The sequence below is a fragment of the Streptomyces sp. NPDC052496 genome (assembly GCF_040679095.1).
Classification (GTDB): domain Bacteria; phylum Actinomycetota; class Actinomycetes; order Streptomycetales; family Streptomycetaceae; genus Streptomyces.
On record NZ_JBFAUH010000037.1, the window covers coordinates 33601 to 52517 of the forward strand.

Here is an 18917-nt window from a genome sequence, read left to right on the forward strand (position 1 = left end):
GGGCCACCACCACACCCAGTAACAGCACCCCTTAGGGAACAGCCGTGACACATCTCAGCGTCGAGATGCTGGCAGCGGATGCGACCGAGCCGATCACCTCGGCCGGTCACGCGCAGCTCGGCATCGCCGTCCTCGCGGGCATCGCCGTCATCGTCCTGCTCATCACCAAGTTCAAGCTGCACGCCTTCCTGTCCCTGATCATCGGCTCGCTGGTGCTGGGCGCGGTGGCGGGCGCGCCGCTGGACAAGGCCATCGCCAGCTTCTCGTCCGGCCTGGGCAGTACGGTCGCGGGCACCGGCATCCTGATCGCGCTGGGCGCGATCCTCGGCAAACTGCTCGCCGACTCCGGCGGCGCCGACCAGATCGTCGACACAATCCTGGCGAAGGCGAGCGGGCGCGTGATGCCCTGGGCGATGGTGCTGATCGCCGGCATCGTCGGCCTGCCGATCTTCTTCGAGGTCGGCATCGTGCTGCTGATCCCCGTGGTGCTGCTGGTCGTCAAGCGCGGCAACTTCTCCCTGATGCGCATCGGCATCCCGGCGCTGGCCGGCCTGTCCGTCATGCACGGCCTGATCCCGCCGCACCCCGGCCCGCTGGCCGCCATCGACGCGCTGCACGCCAACCTGGGCGTCACCCTCGCGCTCGGCGTGGTCGTCGCCATCCCCACCGCGATCGTCGCCGGTCCGCTGTTCTCCCGCTACGCCGCGCGCTGGGTGGACATCCGCCCGCCGGAGAAGATGGTCCCCGAGCGCGCCTCCGGTGAGCTGGACAAGCGCCCCGGCTTCGGGATCACCGTCGCGACCGTGCTGCTGCCCGTGGTGATGATGCTGGCCAAGGCCCTGGTCGATGTCGTCGTGGACGACAAGGGCAGCACCGTCCAGCGGGTCTTCGACGTGGTGGGCTCCCCGCTGATCGCGCTGCTCACCGCCGTCATCGTCGGCATGTTCACGCTGGGCCGGTCGGCCGGCTTCACCAAGGGCCGGATCGCCTCCACCGTCGAGAAGTCCCTCGCGCCGATCGCCGGTGTGCTGCTGATCGTGGGCGCGGGCGGCGGCTTCAAGCAGACCCTGGTGGACGCGGGCGTCGGCCGGATGATCCTGGAGCTGTCCAAGGACTGGAACATCTCCACGCTGCTGCTGGCCTGGCTGATCGCGGTCGCCATCCGGCTCGCGACCGGCTCCGCGACGGTGGCCACCATCTCCGCCGCGGGCCTGGTGGCGCCGCTGGCCGCGGACATGTCCACCACCCACACCGCCCTGCTCGTCCTCGCCGTCGGCGCCGGTTCGCTGTTCTTCAGCCACGTCAACGACGCGGGCTTCTGGATGGTGAAGGAGTACTTCGGCATGAACGTCGGCCAGACGGTCAAGACCTGGTCGCTGATGGAGACGCTGATCTCGGTCGTCGGGATCGTGTGCGTCCTGCTGCTGTCCCTGGTGCTGTAGCGCCGTACCGGTCCCGGTGCGCGCCCGGCGTGTGTCCGAACGACCGGCGGAAGGCATCGATGAAGGCGCTGGCCGAGGCCCAGCCGCAGCGGTGCGCGATCGCGGTCACGGACAGCGCCGGGCCGTCCCGCGTCAGCAGCACCAGCGCGTGGTGCAGGCGCAGCTGCGTACGCCACTGGGGGAAGGTCATGCCCAGTTCGGCGCGGAAGAGGCGGGCCAGGGTCCGCTCGCTCGCCCCGGCCGCGGCGCCCAGCGCGGCGAGCGGCCGCGGGTCGGCGGGGTCGGCGCGCAGGGCCGCGCAGACCGCCGCCAGCCGCGGGTCGCGGGCCCGGGGCAGGTGCAGGGCCTGGAGCGGGGTGTGGCGCAGCTGGTCGAGGAGTACGGCCAGCAGGCGCCGTGCCTCGGCCGTACGGCGGCCGGCCGTACCGCTGTACGCGATGATCAGCTCGCGCAGCAGCGGGCCGACCGCGAGGACGGCGGGCCGGTCCAGCCCCAGCGGATCGGCGTCCAGGGGCACGCCGACGGTGTGCAGATCGGTGTCCCCGTGCGCCCGGTGCTCGTGCACCGTCCCGGCCGGGATCCAGATGGCGCGGGTGGCCGGGGTGACCCAGCTCCCGGCGTCCGTGGTCACGGTGAGCACGCCGCGCCCCGCGTAGACGATCTGGTGGACGTCGTGCGCGTGCGCCGTCACCTCCGTGCCCTGCGGCAGGAAACGGGTGATGGTCGTGACGTGCGGCGGGTGATGGCGGAAAACCGGCATGGCATGGCAGCTTATGAGAAGTCCGCCACCGGGTGCGCCCGCCAAGATCGGTACATGACGACGAAGCACGTGGCCGCTCCCCGGCGGCCGGTCGCGACGATGTCCGTCGGACACGCGGCGGTGGACTTCTACCAGGGCGCGGTACCGGCCCTGGTGCCCTTCCTGGTGGCCGAGCGCCACTACGGTTACGCCGCCGCCTCGGGCATCGTGCTGGCCGCCACCCTCCTCTCCTCCATCGTCCAGCCGCTGTTCGGTTCACTCACCGACCGCTGGACGATGCCCTGGCTGATCCCGGTGAGCACCCTGTGCGCCGGCCTCGGCATCGCCCTCTCGGGACTCGGTGACTCGTACGCCCTGACCTGCCTCGCCGTCGCCCTCTCGGGCATCGGCGTGGCGGCGTACCACCCGGAGTCCGCGCGGCTGGCCCGCGTCGCGAGCGGCGGCAGCCACGTCGCCATGGGCTGGTACTCCCTCGGCGGCAACATCGGCTTCGCCCTCGCCCCGGCCGCCGTCGGCCCGTTGCTCTCCGCGGGCTCGCTGAACGCGTCGCCGTGGCTGGTGGTGCCCGCGGTGGCCGGTGTCCTGCTGACCGCCTCGGTGATCCGCGCGCTGGCGCCCAAGGCCGCCGTGGCCAAGGCCGCGGCACGCACAGCGGGCCGCGACAACTGGCCGGAGTTCCTGCGGCTGACGGCCGTCATCGTCTGCCGCTCCATCGTCTTCGTCGGCCTGAGCGCCTTCATCGCCGTCTACGCCCAGCAGCGGGTGGGCGGTGGCCCGGCCGCGGGCTCGGCGGCCCTGTTCGTGCTGTTCGCGGGCGGCGCGGTGGGCACCGTGCTGGGCGGCCGGCTGGCCTCCCGGTGGGGCCGGGTCCGTACCGTACGGATCGCCTACGCCGCCACGGTCCCGGCCGTCGCCGGGCTGGTCCTCGTCCCCGGCCCCGCGCTGTACGTCTTCGCCGCCCTGACGGCGACGGCGCTGTACGTGCCGTTCTCCCTGCACATCACCCTCGGCCAGGACCTGCTGCCGAACCGCATGGGCACCGCCAGCGGCGTCACCCTGGGCCTCGCCGTCAGCGTCGGCGGCGTCGCCACCCCGGCCATCGGCGCCCTCGCCGACACCACGGGTCTGCGGACCGCGCTGCTGCCGCTGATCGCGCTGTGCGTCGTGGCCTGGCTCGTCGCGCGGACGCTGACCGAGCCGGGGCGGGACGGCGACCCGCGGCCGGTGCCCTCGGTGCGCGGCAGGGCGCCGGCGTGACGGATCAGTCCGTCCGACCGGCCGCCGCGACACCGTTCCGGTCGTGCGGCGGAGCCGCGGTGGGCGGCGCCGCCTGCTTCCTCCGGAACCGCAGGGTCGCCACCGTGCTGGCCGCGGTCAGGACGCCCACCAGCACGGCGAAGACGACCGCGGCCACGAACAGCGAACTCGCCGCGGCCAGCACACCCACACCGATGACGGGGACGGTCAGCCCGAGGTAGGCGGCGACGAACAGGCTGGACACCGCCTGCCCCGCCAAGGAGGCCGGAGCGCTGCCCGACACCAGCGCCACGCCCGACCGGAACGCGGCTCCCGCGCCGGCCCCGCCGACCACCGCTCCCAGGAGGAACAGCCAAAGGGACTCGGTCGGCAGCGCGGCCACGATCAGTACGAGCCCGAGCGGTACCACCACCATGCCGCCCAGCGCCCCCGCGTACAGGGAGAACCGGCGGATCGCCAGCTGCGTCAGCCCCGCCGCGCTGAACGCCGCACACACCAGGACACCCACCAGCAGCGGGCTGTGCTGGTGCATGACGTCCTTCAGGAAGGTCCCGGTGAGGGCCGCCAGCAGGCCCAGCAGGGCGAACGCGGCGAAGATCGCGGGCCCCATCGCCAGGAACACCGGACGGGACGTGGGAGGTACGGCGAGCCGCTGTACCCGCAGTCTCCCGCCGCCACGGCGGACCGTCTCCGGCAGACGGGCGAGCAGGAACCCGGGGAGCAGGCACAGCGCCAGCGCCAGATAGGGCACGACGAGCGGCCACGCCGCATAGCGGGCGAGGACGCCGCTGAGGAGCGGCCCGCCGCCGAGCCCGAACATGTTCGTCGCGGAGGCCACGAGGGCCGCCCGGGCCGGGTCGGGGGAGAGTTCCCGCAGGTACGCGGTGGCCGCGCCGGTGGCCAGGCCGACCGAGACGCCGCTGAGGAACCGCCCCGCGATCAGTCCCGGAAGCGTGGGGAAGAGGATGAACACCAGACAGCTCAGGGCGGCGACAGCCAGGGCGGGCGCCAGGACCCGCCGTCGGCCGGCCTTGTCGGACAGCCCGCCCAGCAACAGCAGCGTGGCCAGGATGCCGACCGCGTACATGGCGAACACCAGGGCGATCAGCAGCGGTGACAGGCCGAGGTCGGCGGCGTAGCGCGGGTACAGCGGAGTGGGCAGGGCGCCGCCCAGCATGACCGCGAAGAGTAAGTAGGCGACGGTCCAGAACGCCGGCGCCGAACGCGGCGGCACCGCCGGCGCCCCGGCCGGGGCGGGCGAGGCGGAGGGGGAACGGTGGGTCACAGTGCTTCTTCCTCTTGGAGCTGTGCCGCGACCTGCCGACGGCGGACCTTCCCGGAAACCGTGCGTGGCAGGGCCGGCGTGAACGAGACGGAACGCGGCCGCAGGTGCGCGGCCAGCAGTTCCCGGCAGTGCGCCAGCACCGCACGGGCCAGCTCGGGGCCCGCCGGATGCCCCGCCCGCGGGACCACCACCGCGTGCGGGACCGCGCCGCCGACCGGGTCGGGCACCGGAACGACGGCCGAGGCCGCGACCGCCGGGTGGGTGTTCACGGCCGCTTCCACCTCGTGCGGGGAGACCCGGTGGTCGAAGGACTTGAAGATGTCATCGAGCCGGCCGAGGACCCGGATGTACCCGGACTCGTCCTGTTCTCCCAGGTCACCGGTGGGATACAGCCCATCCCGCCCCGGGGGCCGGACGTCCTTGCCGGCCTCCAGGTACCCCTGCATCATGCCCGCGGGGGCGTCGGCCAGCTCGACGCAGATCTCGCCCCGCCGCGCGCCGGTGGCCCCGTCCTCGGACCGCAGCGTGATCCGGTACCCCGGCAGTGGTCTGCCCAGCACCCCGGGGCGGTGCGGGAGGCCCGGGGAGGTGCCGATCAGCGCGGTCGCCTCCGTCTGCCCGTACCCGTCGCGGAGCGGTACGTGCCAGGCGGCGCGGACCCGCTCCGCCAGCTCGGCGTCCAGGGGCTCCCCGGCGCTGGTCGCCTCGCGGAGCGCCGGACGCACACCGTCGAGCCGCGGTGACAGGGCGCGCCACACGCTCGGGGGCGCGCACATCGAGGTGACCCGGTGCGCCACCAGCCAGTCGGCGAGCGGTGGTTCGCCGGCCGGCTGCTCGGGCGGCACCACCACGGCGGCCTCCGCGTTCCAGGGGACGAAAAAGCTGCTCCAGGAGTGTTTGGCCCAGCCCGGCACGGAGACGTTCAGATGCCGGTCGCCCGGCAGGAGACCGTTGAAGTACATGCTGGACAGATGGCCGATCGGGTAACTGGTGTGGGTGTGCCCGACCAGTTTGGGGGCCGAGGTCGTACCGGAGGTGAAGTAGCAGAACGCGAGCGCGTCGGCGGCGGTCGCCTCCCCGGGGAGGAAGGGGCCCTCGTCCGTCCGGTCCTCGTACCGGTCCCAGCCCTCGCGTTCGGCGTCCCCGCCCACGCTGATCCGCCGGCCCGGCAGGTCGGCACCGTCGAAGAGCGGAGCGTCACCGTCGCGGCAGACCACGTGGGAGACGGCGCCGCGCCGGACCCGGTCGGCCGCTTCCTGGCGCGTCAGCCCGCAGTGGGTCGGCACGACCACGGCACCGGTCTTGAGGCAGGCGAGGATCACCTCCCACAGTTCTCTCCGGGCGTCCAGCACGACCAGGACGCGGTCCCCGCGGCGCACCCCCAGCCCGGTGAACCACCGGGCGGTGCGGTCCGAAGCCGCCGACATGCGGGCGAAGGAGACCGGGTCGGCGGTGCCGTCGGGCCGGATGAGGATCAGCGCGGGGTCGTGGTTGTCGTGCGCGATGACGTCGAACCATTCGAGCGCCCAGTTGAATTCGGCGGGCCGGGGCCACCGGAACCGTTCCACGGCGGCGTCGTGGTCGTGGCGCAGGGACAGCAGCAGATCGCGTGCCCGGCGGAACTCCGTGTGGGCCGGTGTGCGCCGGCGGGCCCAGTAGTCCGGGTGGGGGCTGCTCACAGCACGGCCTCCTGGTCTCGGGCGGCGGGAGCCGGGGCGGCCGGGGCGGACAGCCCGGACACCAGCTCGGCCGCGATGGTGTCGGCGTCCGTCGTGAACAGGCCCCAGGGGCCCGGCCGTCCGCTGCCGACCTGGGTGAACCACCGGGTGTACTCGGTGGGTATGCCGAACACGTGGAGGTCGGTGACGGGCAGCCCGTGCACGTCGACCGGGTGGGATCCGCTGGTGACGTGGACGCCGCCGGTCTCCAGCACCCCGCCCGCGTCCTGGTTGGTGAAGGTGGTGAGCAGGCCGCGACGGCGCAGGTCCTGGGTGAGCGGCTCCGGATCGGCGCGGATGTCGGGTGCCGGGATACGAGCGTCCACCAGGACGTCGCACGGCAGGGGCCCGCCCCCCACGCGGGGCGACCGGACGCTGAACCGCCCGGTCTCCTCGTCGCCGGTGAACCGGGCGTCCGGGCCGACGAGTTCGAGCACCCCCGCCTCCATGAGCGCCAGGACCTGCTGCAACCGGACGGCGGGCGGCCCGGCGGACAGGTGCGAGCTGAGCGGTACGAACCCGGTGAGGAACTCCTGGTGGGAGGCGGCCGTGAGGCCGGCGTGGTCGACCGCCGAGCAGAGCGTGCCGCGCACGTCGCGCAGGGTGTCCAGCGCCGCCTTCAGCGGCCCGTACCGGTTGCCGGCGGCGGCCTCCCGCAGGTCGGCGAGGATCAGTTCGGTCACCGCCTCCCGGTAGGCGGCACGGTCCTCGAACGTCCGGTCGCCGAAGGGGCGCGCGAGCGCCGCCAGGTCGGTGGCGGTGACGGGGCCGGCCGCCGGGTGCGCGGCGGCTTCCCGGAGTACCGCGCCGTGGGGGTCGGGAGCGGTGAGCGCGGCGCGGACGGCCGCCTCGACGAAACGTTTCTCCGCCGCCTCGCCGGCGCCGGCCCGGATCTGCCGCGCGTAGCGGACCAGGTCGACCTCCGCCATGAGCGGGGGCAGCACCTGCCGGGTGAAGTCGAGCTTGCCCCGCGTGCGGAGGTCCCGGACCAGCTCGGCGGTGAAGATCCGTGCCCGGTACCGGTCGGTGGCCTGCTTCTGGTTGCGGCCGCGCGCGGGCAGCGGCACACCGCTGCGGGAGCCGGCCAGGAGGCGTGGCTCCCGCCCGCCGGGCACGTACCGCAGGCCGTCCTCCGTGGTCTCGAACCGCCCGCCACGGCCCAGAGTGAGCAGGGCCATGACATCGAAGAAGGCCAGTCCCATCCCGATCACCCCCACGGCCGCGCCGGCCGGTACGTCCGCCAGCCGCATGTCGGCGGCCGAGTCGCCCCGCACGTACCGCAGCGCCGGACGCGCGGCGGCGAAGTCGGCCAGCGCCCGCTGGTCGGGGGAGAGTTCGGGCCTGGCGTGCCCCGTGGTCAGGACCGCGTGGTCGCAGTGCAGCGTCGTGCCGCCCGCCAGCGACAGTTCCCAGCCCGTACCGCCGGCCGGCCGGCGCATGGCCGTCACCGTGTCCACCCGCCGGTGCAGGGTCACCCGCGGCCCGAGCCCCTCCGCCACCGCGTCCAGCACAAAGCGGAGGTACTTCCCGTACGTCGCCCGGGGCGCGTACGCGTGCGCCCCCGCGGCCTCCGGCTCCTGGGTACGCCACCACGCGTCGAGCGCGGGCCCGGCTCCCGCACGGGGCGGACCGCCGTCGGCCGGACCCGAGAACATCGTGACCTCACCCGCCGGAGTGTTCATCAGGAGCACCTCGGACTGCTCGGGGCGCCAGATCCGGCCGGGGCCCACCTCGTGCGCGTCGATGGCCCAGATCTCGACCGGGCGTTCCGGCGCGTCACCGAGGCGCGCCGCGAGCCGCTCCAGTACCGACAGCCCGCGCGGACCGACTCCGACCACGGCGATCCGGTAGGGCTCCCGCTCGCCGGGGGCCGCGGTGACCGCGGCCCGGCCGCCGGCCAGGGCGGCGCGGTCGTGGCGCTCGGCGGTCGCGTTGAGCATCCGCAGCAGTTCCTCGGAACGCAGACCCGCGCCGGTCCGGGACCGGGCCGGGGCCACCGGCAGCCGGCCGGACCGCGCCCAGACCAGACGCCCGTCGTCACCGATGGCCCCCTGACTCAGACCGCGGTTGTCGGCGTGCAGGCAGAACGGCACGTCCAGCAGCCCGGACCGGAAGGAGGCGAGCAGCCCCGCCCCCACGTCCCGGTGTTCCAGCACCGGGGCGACGAGGGCGCGGGCCTCCTCCAGCACCTGCGTACAGTCCACCTGGTGGTGCCACGGCAGCCTGCTGCGCGAGCGGGAGACGAGCGCGTGCCGGGCGCTGCTCTCCAGCGCCAGCACGTTCTCGCTCACGTGCGGGATGCGATGGGCCTCCGCCACCGTCTTGACGATCATCCGCTCCGCGCCGCCGCGCACCGCCACGTCGACCCCCGACCGCTGCAGCAGCGCCGCGCCCTCACGGGTGCGCGGGTACACCCCCATGTACTGGTACAGCACCAGATGGCGGTCGACGGACGGCGGCAGGAGTTCGTCGGCCAGCAGGCGCAGCGCGGCGAGGGCCTCGATGTCCTGGACGGAGTCGGTCTGCTGCGCGTAACTGAGGGAGACGCTCTCCGCGCCGTGCTGGACGAAGAAGAGCGCTTCCAGCGCGCTCATGGCGATCAGCAGCGACGGCGGGCAGAGCTGGCCCAGCAGACAGCCGCCGAAGGTCTCCAGGTGCGTCCGCAGGCCGTTCTGCCTGCTGCGCTCCACGAGCAGTCCGGTGGCGTCCCGCCAGGCGGCGACCGACTCCGCGAGCGGCGTACGGCCGTACGGCAGGCAGTACGAGACCGGGCCGCCCTCGGTCGCGGTCAGCCCGGCGTCCGCCATGGTCGCGAAGATGTCGTACGGCTTGGCGGAACCGTGCCGGACCTGCACCGGGCGGTCCCCGGCGGCACCGGCGGTCCGGGCCGTGACCCGGGGGCCGTGCACGACCAGGGGAAAGCCGTTGAGCCGCCGGCCGGTGGCGAGCGCCCGCCGGGCGCCCTCGTGGTCCCCCACCCGGGTGTAGCTGTCCAGCGTGAGGGTGGCGATGGTGCGGGCATCGCTGTCCGCGACCGCGCGCAGCCCCGCCGACATCTCCTCCGGCGTGCTCATCCCCATCCGGGGCTGCACCACCAGGACGCCGTCCCGCCGGGCCGCGCTGACGTAATGGCCCATGTCCAGGGCGTTGTACGGACTCATGACCGGCCCGCCCCCGCGAGCTGCGGTGCCGGGGCGGGCAGTTCCGCCAGGTGGGAGACGAGCGCGGACGGGTCGGACGCGTCGGTGAACACCGCGTCGAAGCCCGCCTCGACCAGCCGGGCGGCCCGCTGGTGGTCGCCGGACCCGTCGATGCCCAGCTTGCCGCCGATCACCGCCGGCACGTCGCGGGTGTCCGGGTCCGCCCGCAGCGCGCGGATCATCCGTTCACCGTCGAGGAATCCGTGGCCGTTCACCGAGCTGATCACCACCGCTTGTGGGGAGAACCGGCGGACCGACTCCACCAGCAGGTCGTCGGGGACACAGGCACCCAGGTTGATCACTTCGTGCCCGTTCTCCTCCAGCAGCAGCTGGAGGAAGACGAGGTTCCAGGTGTGGGAATCGGAAGAGACGCTGGAAAGGACGACGCGCAGACCAGGCAGAGTTAAGGTGTTGCTCATGTTTTCTCCCCGTTGAATGTATTTCGTCGATCGGCCCTCGGGACCGTTCAGTCCTCGAAGGCGGCGAAGAGTTCGCGTTTGCTGACGTCCCGTATGCGGCGCACGTCGAATTCCTCCGGATCGGCGGCCGAGAGGGAGTCGAACACCGCGTCGATCGCGGCGCCCAGGCCCCACGCGCTGGTGTACGGGGGCCAGCCCGGACACCCCTTCTCCAGGTCTTCCTGGCGGGTGAACAGGTAGTTGGCCCAGTCCTTCTTCGCGGGGTACCGGTGGTGGAAGTCATGGGCCGGGGTGTCACCCGTGATGACACAGAAACGTATGGGGGCGTGGATGAACAACATGCGCAGCACCCACCGGGTCCACGCGCGCACCCGGCGCGCCGGCGGCAGCCCGGGCGGCGGCACGGCCTCGCCGATGAACACCGCGTTGGTGAGGGAGCTGAAGTACTCCCGGCCCCGCTTGTTCGTGATCCCCGGAGCCGGGAACGTGTGCTTGCAGCACAGGCGCAGGACATTGCTCAGCTGGAAGAGCGGGAAGAGCGGTACGCACCAGATCACCAGGAACGCGGGCCAGGTGCCGGTCGCGATCGTCGCCGTGAGCGCACCACCGTGCAGGACGACCGCCGCGATCTTCTCGCCCTTCATGGACCCGTGCCAGAACGACCGCATCCGGCCCCAGGCGAAGGCCGCGTGGAAGAGGGGCGAGCACGCCTTGGCGGTCACCCGCCGGTACATCTGCCGCCGGGTCATGCCCGGGTGCAGGTCCAGGCTGATGAGGAACGCCTGGACGGTGGGGTCGCGCAGCGTCATGTGGTGCGCGGCGTGATGGTCACTGACGTGTTCGCGGCTGTAGCGCTGGAAATGCTGGACGATCAGCAGGCTGGAGATGAACCCGCCGATCGCCGTGTCGACGGCACGCTTGCGGAACATGTTCCGGTGCGAGCACTGGTGGAAGATCATCATGCGCAGGTTGCGCATGCCGTGCAGCGTCAGCGCCCAGCCCGGCAGCAGGAGGAGCAGCCAGGCACCCGACCGGTTCCAGCCCACGACACCCAGCAGGATGCCGAGCACGGGTGTGAGCAGCGCATGGGCCAGATGGTGCTGCGGGGTCCACCAGCGGAACGGCTGCTGCCCGGACAAGGGTTTCCCGGTGAACATGGTGAGCGGGTACTGCGGAAGCCGGCCGAGTACCCGCATCGATTCCCGCGGGTCCGGGCTGCGCGCACCGGCCTTCCGTTCCTGTACGGCATCTGTCGACGGCATGAGAGGGCACCCCCGATGTCGGTTCTTCTTCAGACGTGTTCCGGCCGGAGGGTGACCGAGACGCGCTCCGCGGCGTCCCGTGCCCGCCGCTCCGCCTCCTCGGCCGTGTCCCCGGTGGCGATGACCAGACCCAGCCGGTCCCAGGAGGACCGCACGTCCGTGATCACGTCACCGGCATGACGGCTGATGTCGACGCGGGTCACCCCCGGCATCGCCCGGGCCTCCTCGGCGCCGTCGACGGTCTCGATGACACCGGGCCCCGTACCGGTCACGAAGCGCACCGCCGCCGCCCGCGCCGGACGCGACGGCAGGTCCCCGGCAGCACCGAGGAGCATCCCGATCCACCGGTCGTGCACATTGATCCCGTAGGCCAGGTCGACGAGGTCCAGGATGCGGTCGCCCGGCGGCCGCGCGGCGCATTCGATCAGCTGCGGGCCGGTGTCGGTCCGCACCCACTCGGCATGCAGGATGCCGCTGCCGAAACCGACCGCGGCGACCAGGCGTTCGGTCTCCTCCCGCCACACCGGGTCGTCCTGCGCGCCGACCGTGTGGCCGATCTCGACGGGCTGGGGGCCGGGCAGGGTGTGCTTGCGGGTGACGTTGCAGAACAGCACCCGTCCGTCGCGCACCAGCGCTTCCGTACTGAACTCGGGCCCGCGCATCCGCTCCTCGACGAGGTAGCGCCATTCCATCGGGCGGTTCGCGAGCTGCCGCCCCTCGTCGGCCTGGCTGCAGTAGCGCCACGCCTCTCGGACGTCCGCTCCCGCGTCGAGCAGCAGCACTCCCAGACTCGCCTGACGGCCGGCTGGCTTGACCACGCAGGGCCCGCCCTTCGCGAACCGCTCGATGTCCGCCGCCGAGTGGATCTCCTGGAAGGCGGGCCCCGCCATGCCCGCCGCCGACGTGGTCTCCCGCAGCAGGAGCTTGTCCCGCAGGACCGTGGCCGCGCGCACCCCCGCGCCGGGCAGCCCGAGCAGCTCCGCGGCCTGCGCGGCGGCGAGGACCGCGTACTCCAGCCCGGCGACCACCGCGTCGAACGGGCCGAGCCCGGCGACCACGGACAGGAAGTGGTCGTCCTGCTGGTAGCGGGCGAACTCCACCGGGCCCAGGCAGGCGTGCTTCGCCGCGCGCGGCGCCAGCTCCTTGGCCACCCAGAGGTCCTTCTCCTCGATCAGGGTGACACTGCCCGCCGGGCGGCAGGAGTCGAGGGCCGCCAGTGCGGCGTCGTTGTATCCGATGAGCAGTAGGCGCACGGTCAGGGCGCTCCTTTACGGGTGAGGACGGCGGTGAGCACCCCGGCGGCGGCCAGCGCGTACCAGAAGACGGGAAGGGCGTGGTGGGCGGCGGCGAGCGAGAAGAAGGTGCCGCCCACGAAGGAGCCGGCGGATTCCCCGGCCGCCGTCGCCACCTGCCGGAAGCCGAGCACCTCCACGGCGGGCCGGCCGTCGCCCAGTTCGGCGAAGACCGTGCTCACCGTGGGGGTGAAGAGGGTCTCGGCCAGGGTGAACACCGTGACCGCCGCGAAGGCCGCGACCAGGGCGTCACCGCACACCCCGAGCACGGCGAACGAACAGGAGAAGGCGAGCAGGCCGAGCAGCAGGTACCGCATCGGTGACCGGCCACGCTCCATGCCCCGCTTCATGACGAACGCCACCGGGATCTGCAGGACGATCACCAGTACCGCGTTGAGCGAGAAGAACGCCGCCCGCAGCGACGGTTCGGTGGTCAGCAGCGCCACCTGGAGGACCAGCGCCGAGAACAGCTGGGCGTACAGGAGGGATCCCACCACGGTCACCCAGGACGCCCTGCGGACGCCCGGATCGGTGACCATCACCTTGAGCAGTCCCAGCCGCAGCGGGGGCCGCCCGGAACCGTCCGACAGCCGCAGGCCCCGGCCGACGGTCACCAGGACGGTCGCCGCCGCGAGCGCGTACAGGGCCGCCACCACTCCCAGGAGCAGACCGTAATGCCGTCCGCTGAAGAGGAAGTTGGCCGCCACCGGCCCCACGGCGGCCGAGACGTTCACCGCGACCTGGATCGCGGAGAAGACCGCCGTGCGCTCCCCCGGTGAGGAGAGCGCGACCAGGACGTAGGCGCGGGCCGACAGGCCGTTGACGCTGATGCCGAAGCCGGCGAGGGCCAGGCAGCACAGCATCCCCGGTACGCCGGGCGCCCAGGGCAGGGCACCGAAACCGCACCCGGCCAGCAGCAGCCCGCCCACCATGGTCGTGCGCACCGGCGCCCGGTGCAGGTACCCGCTGACGAACAGGGCACCGCCGCGCATCGCGAAGGTCGAGACGAGCAGGGCCGTGCCCACCCACCACGCCCCTACGTGCGGATGCAGCCGGGGGAGCAGCACCGGCAGCACCGGCAGCAGGGTGAAGTACCCGAGGTGGGAGAAGAGGTAGTCCAGCGTGATCGACGCACCGACCGAACGCACCGTCGCGGGCGGTGCGGCCGGCGCGGGCGCGGTTTCCGTGCCCATCAGACGTCACCGAGGGTCACGCGCAGGGCTTCCTGGGCTTCGTCGAGCACGGCGTCCACCGCTTCGGGGCTGCCGGCCCCGGCGACGAGGACACCGTGACGGTCGGCGGAGTTCCGTACGGCGCCCAGCACATCGCCGGGTGCCACATCCAGCCGGGCGGCCAGCAGACCGGGGGTGGCGGCGGCCCGTTCCCAGCCCTCAACGGCCCGTACACGGCCGGGTCCGAACACCAGGAACCGGGATCCCGCCGCGCGTCCGGGCGCGGGCACCGGCGACGGCGGCTCACCCAGCAGGTCGTCCAGGAGCGCCCCGTACAACGAGAAGCCGGGCCGGGTGTGTTCGACGAGGGCGTGGATGAAGTCACCGCCGGGCCGGGCGTGCAGTTCGCCGAGGACCACGTCCCCTTCCGGGGTGATCCAGAACTCGACGTGCACGACGCCGTGGGTCACGCCGACGGCGGAGACGGCCCGCGCGACCTCGGCACAGGCGGTGGCCTCGGTCTCCGGGGCCAGCCCGGCGGGCATCCGGTGCCCCGTCTCGACGAAGCCGTGACCGGTCCGCTTGCGTGTCACACCGACGAGGCGGGCGCGCCCGCCGATCAGCACGCCCTCGGCCGAGAACTCCTCCCCCTGGACGAACTCCTCCACCAGGAAGGGCGCCGCGCCGCCCAGTGCCTCCAGCGCGGCGGGCAGGTCGTCCGGCGTCTTCACGAGGGAGACACCGGCGCTGCCCATGCCGTCCCTCGGCTTGACGATCCACGGTCCCCGGCCGGCCCGCTCGTCGAGGAATGCCCGCGCCTCGGCCGCACCGGCCGCCACCGTGCACGCGGGCTGCGCGAATCCCGCCTCCCGCAGCACCTCACGTGCCAGGTCCTTGGTGCGGATGGTGCGCACCGCGTGCGGATCGTTGCCGGCCACGCCCAGTTCGCGGGCCAGCACCGCCGTGGGGAGCACCCCGCCTTCCTTGACCGTCAGCACCGCGGCCAGGCCGGGCCGCGAGGCCGCGAACGCGGCGAGTGCGTCCGGGTCGGCGAGTTCCACCGGCACCGTCTCGTGGGCGGGCATCCGCCACACGTCCGTGCGGAGCACATCGGGGGTGTCCGCGCCGATCAGCCGCACGTTCCGGGAGGCCGCTTGCCCGGCGAGCCGGCGCAGCTGGTCCTGGCCGTGTGCGGAGGCCGACGTACAGCCGACCACGAGGACGTCGCGGGCCTTGTCATCCGGCATGGGAGATCCTCGTGCTGATCGCCTTGGTCGCCGCGTCCAGCGCGTCACGGACCGCGTCGTACGAGTCCCCGGTCGCCATGACGGAGAGGATGTGGCCGGAGACGAAGTCGGCGGGCGGCACGCCCACGGTCTGGCCGGGCGCCCGGTCGACCGTGATGTGCTCGACGCCGGCGACCTGCAGCGCGTCCTCCAGGCCGTCGATGCTCCGGAGCGTGCCGGCCTGGTCCGCGAGCACCTTGGCGAGGCCCGCGTACAGAACCGGCTGGTCACCGAGCACCGGTGGCCGGCCGGTGGCCACCCGCACGGTGTTCTCGCAGAACGGCGTGCCGGTGGCGAGGCCGACCAGGTGCGAGGTGATGAAGTCCCCGCCGCCGCGGGCGGCGCACTCGACCAGCTTCGCGCCGCCTTCGGGGGCGACCATGCACTCCAGGTGGAAGGCGCAGTCGTCCATCCCGAAGGCGTCGACCACGGCGCGCGTCAGCTCGTGCACGGACGCGAGCCGGTCGGCGGGCAGGGCACTCGGGAAGATGTGGCCGGTCTCCAGGTGGAAGTCCGGGGTGGTGACCTTGTCGGTGACGCCCGCGATGAAGACCTCGCCGCGGTGGACCCAGCCCTCGACGCTGTGTTCCGTGCCCTCCAGGAACTGCTCGATCATGATCTCACCGGCGTGCCCGGTGAAGACCCGGTCCCGCTCCGGCCGTACGTAGGCCGAGAGCTCCTCGAAGGCGGGCCGCAGCTGCTGCTCGTCGCGCACCGTGTAGATGCCCTTGCTGCCGTTGCCGGAGACCGGCTTGAGCACCAGCGGACAGCCGATGGCGGGCGCGGCCTCGGCCACCTCTTCCCAGGTGGTGACGCGGGCGAAGCGGGGGATCAGGTCCGGCCGGTGCGCCAGGCTCTGCCGCATCAGGTACTTGTTCCTGGCCACCTCGGCGGCCGCGACGGAGGGGGCCGGCAGCCCCCGCTCGGCCGCGATCCGGCTGAGGCTGACGACGGCCGGGTCCGACCAGGTGACGATGCCGGCGACGGTGTGCTCGGCGGTGATCGCCTCGATGGCCGCGTCGAGCGCCGCGTCGTCGAACGTGTCGAGCTGGTGCACGGCGCGGACCACGTGTGCGGGCAGGTCGGTGGGCGGGTGGTCGGCGATCAGCACGACGCCGTAGCCCTGGCGGTGCGCGGCGAGAATCTCCGCGCGCTGCTCCAGGGGGGTGCGGCGGACGTTCAGGTAGATGAGCACGCCTTCATCCGGCTCGGACATGACACTCCTCTTCGTTCTCGGTGATGCTCTTGCGGTGCCAGTGGTGGTCGAAAGCGGTGACCTCGGTGGGGAGGCCGGCCTCGGCCGCCTCGGCGACCAGTTCCGAGACCTGGGCCAGGAACCGGGCGATCCTCGTGACGGCCAGCAGGTCGGCCTGTCCGAAGGGCTTGCCCTGGCAGCGGAGGACGCGCAGGTCGGTGAGGCTCACGAACGGGAAGCCGGCCACCAAGACCTTCTCCGGGCTCCGCGCGGAGAAGCGGATGTCGTTGGTGACGTGCCCGCGGTGGTGCAGGTGGGAGTGGTACGCGAGGTCGGGCAGGGCGTGCGGCGCCAGGAAGTCCCGGGACTGGACCGCGGGGTCCTTCGGCAGGTTCCCCGGCATCACGTGCCAGGTGTTGTACTGCATCCGGGCGGACATCGCCCAGGCGGAGTCGGCCAGCTGGGTGCGGTCCCCGTCGTACAGGGAACGCGCGCTGGGGCCGGGCACCACGCAGCAGTAGAACTCCGGCAGCTCCCAGGAGACGATCTCGGCCCAGTCCTCCCGGCCCAGCGCGTCGATCAGCTTGGGCAGGGAGCGGATGCCACGGCTCATGGCGAAGTCCGCGGCGAACAGTTCGGCACTCGTGCGCACCGTGGTGTGGATCAGGGCTTCGAATCCGGTGGGGTACCCGGACCGGGGCTCGTGGAGCCATTCCCGCTCGGCGCGCAGGCCCTTGAGGAGGTCCGCGAAGTCACCGGGTGCCGGGAGGAGTTCCGACAGCCGTGCGCAGACCCCCGACTCCTGCGGGGACGGCCGCTCCGTGCGGGGCAGCGCCCGCTCGGTCTTCCGCCGGGTGCTGGCGTCGATCTCGTAGTACAGCCTGCGGTTCCCCACGAGCACGGCACGCGCCTTCGCCAACTGCGCTGCCGTGGCCAGGAGTTCGGCGACCGTCAGGGTGCCCGCCGGTACCGGGTCGACGGGCGCGTCCGCGTCCGCCTCCAGGTAGGTGTCGCGCATCTCGCGGAAGTTCTGCGCCACGTTCTCCAGCGACAGCTGGTAGCCGTTGAAGCTCTCGATGCGGTTCGGCCCGCCGGAGGAGTGCAGCAGCCACAGGCAGGTCACCACCACGGCTTCCTCGTCCGACCACAGGTTCAGCGGCAGCCGGTCGAGGTGGTGGAAGAAGCAGTCGGGGTGGGTGGGCAGCAGCGTCTTGCCGGTGAGGTTGCCGTCGTCGCGCAGGTTCGAGTAGACGTTGCCGCCCTGGTAGAGCTGTACCGGCGGCACCAGGAACACCGCGGACCGCAGGGTGCCGACGGCCTTCGCGCGGCCCTCGGTGCCCAGCTCGGACAGCAGCGACCGGCACTCGTGCACCTCGAACTTGGCGAGCCGGTCGGCCTCCGGCAGCAGGCGCTGGTACTCGGCGAGGTCGTCCGCGCTCCACGAGACGCGCGCGGCGACACCGAGGGCGGCCGCAGCCGCGGGCAGGGCCCGGTGCCCCGGGAGGGTGATCGCCAGCCTGCCCTGCGGGGTGAGGGACAGGGCGCTGGTGAAGACCGCGTCGGGCGCGGGCTTGTCGTGCGCGACCAGCCCGCCGGTGCGGCCGGCGGACCGTCCGGGCCGGGTGAGCACCCGGACCGCCGCGGCCTCCTCGCGGGTGGCGGAACGCCAGGCGTGCTCGGCCGCCAGGTGTCCGTCGAGGGTGATCAGTGTGTCGATCAGCGTCGTGATGTCGTCGGCCGCACGCGCGCGGCGCAACGTGGTCCGCAGCAGCTCGTCGAAGCCTCCGCCGTCCAGGACCCGGTCCGGGGCGGCCGTGGTACCCGCCCTGCGGTCACTGCGGCTGGGGCGTTTGCTGCGCCGGGCCTCCTCCATGGCCAGCCGGCGGGCGCTCTTGTCGGTGGGGGCCGGACGTTCACTGATCACGGAAGTTCACCTGACCTTCGACGTAGGCCCACAGGGATTCCTGGGTGGGCTGCCATTCCGCGTCGGGATAGATGCAGTCGACGGGGCAGGCCTGCACACACTTGGCGCAGCCGTTGCAGAGCTCGGGGACGATCACCACGTCCAGCCCCTGGTTGTAGATCGCGCTGAACTGGGGAGGGCATGCCCTCATACAGGAGTCGCAGCCGATGCATTCGGCCGGTTCGATACGCCGGGGGTCCTTCTTCCACTCGGTGTTACGGCGCCTCTCGTTCAGGCGTTGCTCGAACGTCGCGGCGGGAGCCGCAGCACCTTCGAGGGGCTGCTGAGATCGCTGTGACATGACGCTTCCTGGCAGGTTTCGAGAAGTGGGCAGGACGTGGCGGGGTACTGGCGCGCACCATGCGCCCCGTACGCCGGAGGTCTCGACGGTGGTGGGAAATGGAGTGGACACGGTGACCGCACGGGTCACACGCCGACGACACTGTCCTCGCCCTCTTGCCATCCCCCGTGAACTGGACGCGCCCCGCGGTCCGCCCGGCTGTGCTCTATGTCCGGTCACGGGTGTGGTGACCGGAGCCGGTACAGCTCGGACCTTCCGGCCGGGAAACGCGCCACGCTGCGCGGACAAGGGTGAGCGGCCCCTCGCCAGCCGTTCATGACCGTAGCCAGGGGCAAGGGGGCGATCAAGAGAGTGTCCATTTCCGG

The 18917-nt window shown here is 72.8% G+C and carries 14 protein-coding genes; 2 read left to right on the top strand and 12 right to left on the bottom strand.

What is annotated here, in order from left to right; all coding sequences use genetic code 11:
- Positions 1-44 precede the first annotated feature (44 nt).
- Complete coding sequence (locus AB0L45_RS35155; protein WP_365847408.1) at positions 45-1442, top strand: gluconate:H+ symporter; 1398 nt, start codon at positions 45-47, stop codon at positions 1440-1442.
- On the opposite strand, the gene AB0L45_RS35160 is transcribed toward AB0L45_RS35155, so the two are convergent.
- Positions 1363-2202 carry a helix-turn-helix transcriptional regulator gene (locus AB0L45_RS35160; RefSeq protein WP_365847410.1) on the bottom strand — a complete coding sequence of 280 codons (840 nt, stop codon included), beginning with the start codon at positions 2200-2202 and terminating at the stop codon, positions 1363-1365. The two genes, AB0L45_RS35155 and AB0L45_RS35160, sit on opposite strands and share 80 nt — an antisense overlap.
- Before the next feature lie 54 nt (positions 2203-2256).
- Between AB0L45_RS35160 and AB0L45_RS35165 the strand changes: the two genes are divergently transcribed.
- A complete protein-coding gene (locus tag AB0L45_RS35165) occupies positions 2257-3459 on the top strand; it encodes an MFS transporter (protein ID WP_365847412.1) in 1203 nt (400 codons plus the stop codon).
- Between the two features lie 4 nt (positions 3460-3463).
- On the opposite strand, the gene AB0L45_RS35170 is transcribed toward AB0L45_RS35165, so the two are convergent.
- Genes AB0L45_RS35170 through AB0L45_RS35220 form a run of 11 tightly spaced genes read right to left on the bottom strand, consistent with a single transcriptional unit; the run spans position 3464 to position 18552 of the window.
- The gene (locus tag AB0L45_RS35170; protein WP_365847414.1) at positions 3464-4744 is read right to left on the bottom strand and encodes an MFS transporter; all 1281 of its coding nucleotides are present in this window, start codon (positions 4742-4744) and stop codon (positions 3464-3466) included.
- Complete coding sequence (locus AB0L45_RS35175; RefSeq protein WP_365847416.1) at positions 4741-6423, bottom strand: AMP-binding protein; 1683 nt, start codon at positions 6421-6423, stop codon at positions 4741-4743. The genes AB0L45_RS35170 and AB0L45_RS35175 overlap by 4 nt, the downstream gene beginning before the upstream one ends.
- Entirely contained in the window at positions 6420-9623 is a 3204-nt protein-coding gene (locus AB0L45_RS35180) for an FAD/NAD(P)-binding protein (RefSeq protein WP_365847418.1), read from the bottom strand. Before AB0L45_RS35180 ends, AB0L45_RS35175 begins: the two co-directional genes overlap by 4 nt.
- Positions 9620-10081, bottom strand: coding sequence for a cobalamin-dependent protein (locus tag AB0L45_RS35185; protein WP_365847420.1), 462 nt, complete (start codon positions 10079-10081; stop codon positions 9620-9622). Before AB0L45_RS35185 ends, AB0L45_RS35180 begins: the two co-directional genes overlap by 4 nt.
- Before the next feature lie 47 nt (positions 10082-10128).
- Positions 10129-11343, bottom strand: coding sequence for a stearoyl-CoA 9-desaturase (locus tag AB0L45_RS35190; protein ID WP_365847422.1), 1215 nt, complete (start codon positions 11341-11343; stop codon positions 10129-10131).
- A gap of 29 nt (positions 11344-11372) precedes the next feature.
- Positions 11373-12596, bottom strand: a complete 1224-nt coding sequence (locus tag AB0L45_RS35195; RefSeq protein WP_365847424.1) for an ATP-grasp domain-containing protein — start codon at positions 12594-12596, stop codon at positions 11373-11375.
- A 2-nt stretch (positions 12597-12598) separates the two neighbouring features.
- Complete coding sequence (locus AB0L45_RS35200) at positions 12599-13828, bottom strand: MFS transporter (RefSeq protein WP_365847426.1); 1230 nt, start codon at positions 13826-13828, stop codon at positions 12599-12601.
- On the bottom strand, positions 13828-15054 hold the full coding sequence (locus AB0L45_RS35205; RefSeq protein ID WP_365847428.1) for an ATP-grasp domain-containing protein: 1227 nt from the start codon (positions 15052-15054) through the stop codon (positions 13828-13830). Before AB0L45_RS35205 ends, AB0L45_RS35200 begins: the two co-directional genes overlap by 1 nt.
- Positions 15044-16309 (bottom strand): ATP-grasp domain-containing protein, encoded by a 1266-nt coding sequence (locus AB0L45_RS35210; protein ID WP_365847430.1) that lies wholly within the window; start codon positions 16307-16309, stop codon positions 15044-15046. Before AB0L45_RS35210 ends, AB0L45_RS35205 begins: the two co-directional genes overlap by 11 nt.
- Positions 16293-18212 carry a hypothetical protein gene (locus tag AB0L45_RS35215; protein WP_365847432.1) on the bottom strand — a complete coding sequence of 640 codons (1920 nt, stop codon included), beginning with the start codon at positions 18210-18212 and terminating at the stop codon, positions 16293-16295. The genes AB0L45_RS35210 and AB0L45_RS35215 overlap by 17 nt, the downstream gene beginning before the upstream one ends.
- Complete coding sequence (locus tag AB0L45_RS35220; protein WP_365847434.1) at positions 18202-18552, bottom strand: 4Fe-4S dicluster domain-containing protein; 351 nt, start codon at positions 18550-18552, stop codon at positions 18202-18204. Before AB0L45_RS35220 ends, AB0L45_RS35215 begins: the two co-directional genes overlap by 11 nt.
- Positions 18553-18917 lie beyond the last annotated feature (365 nt).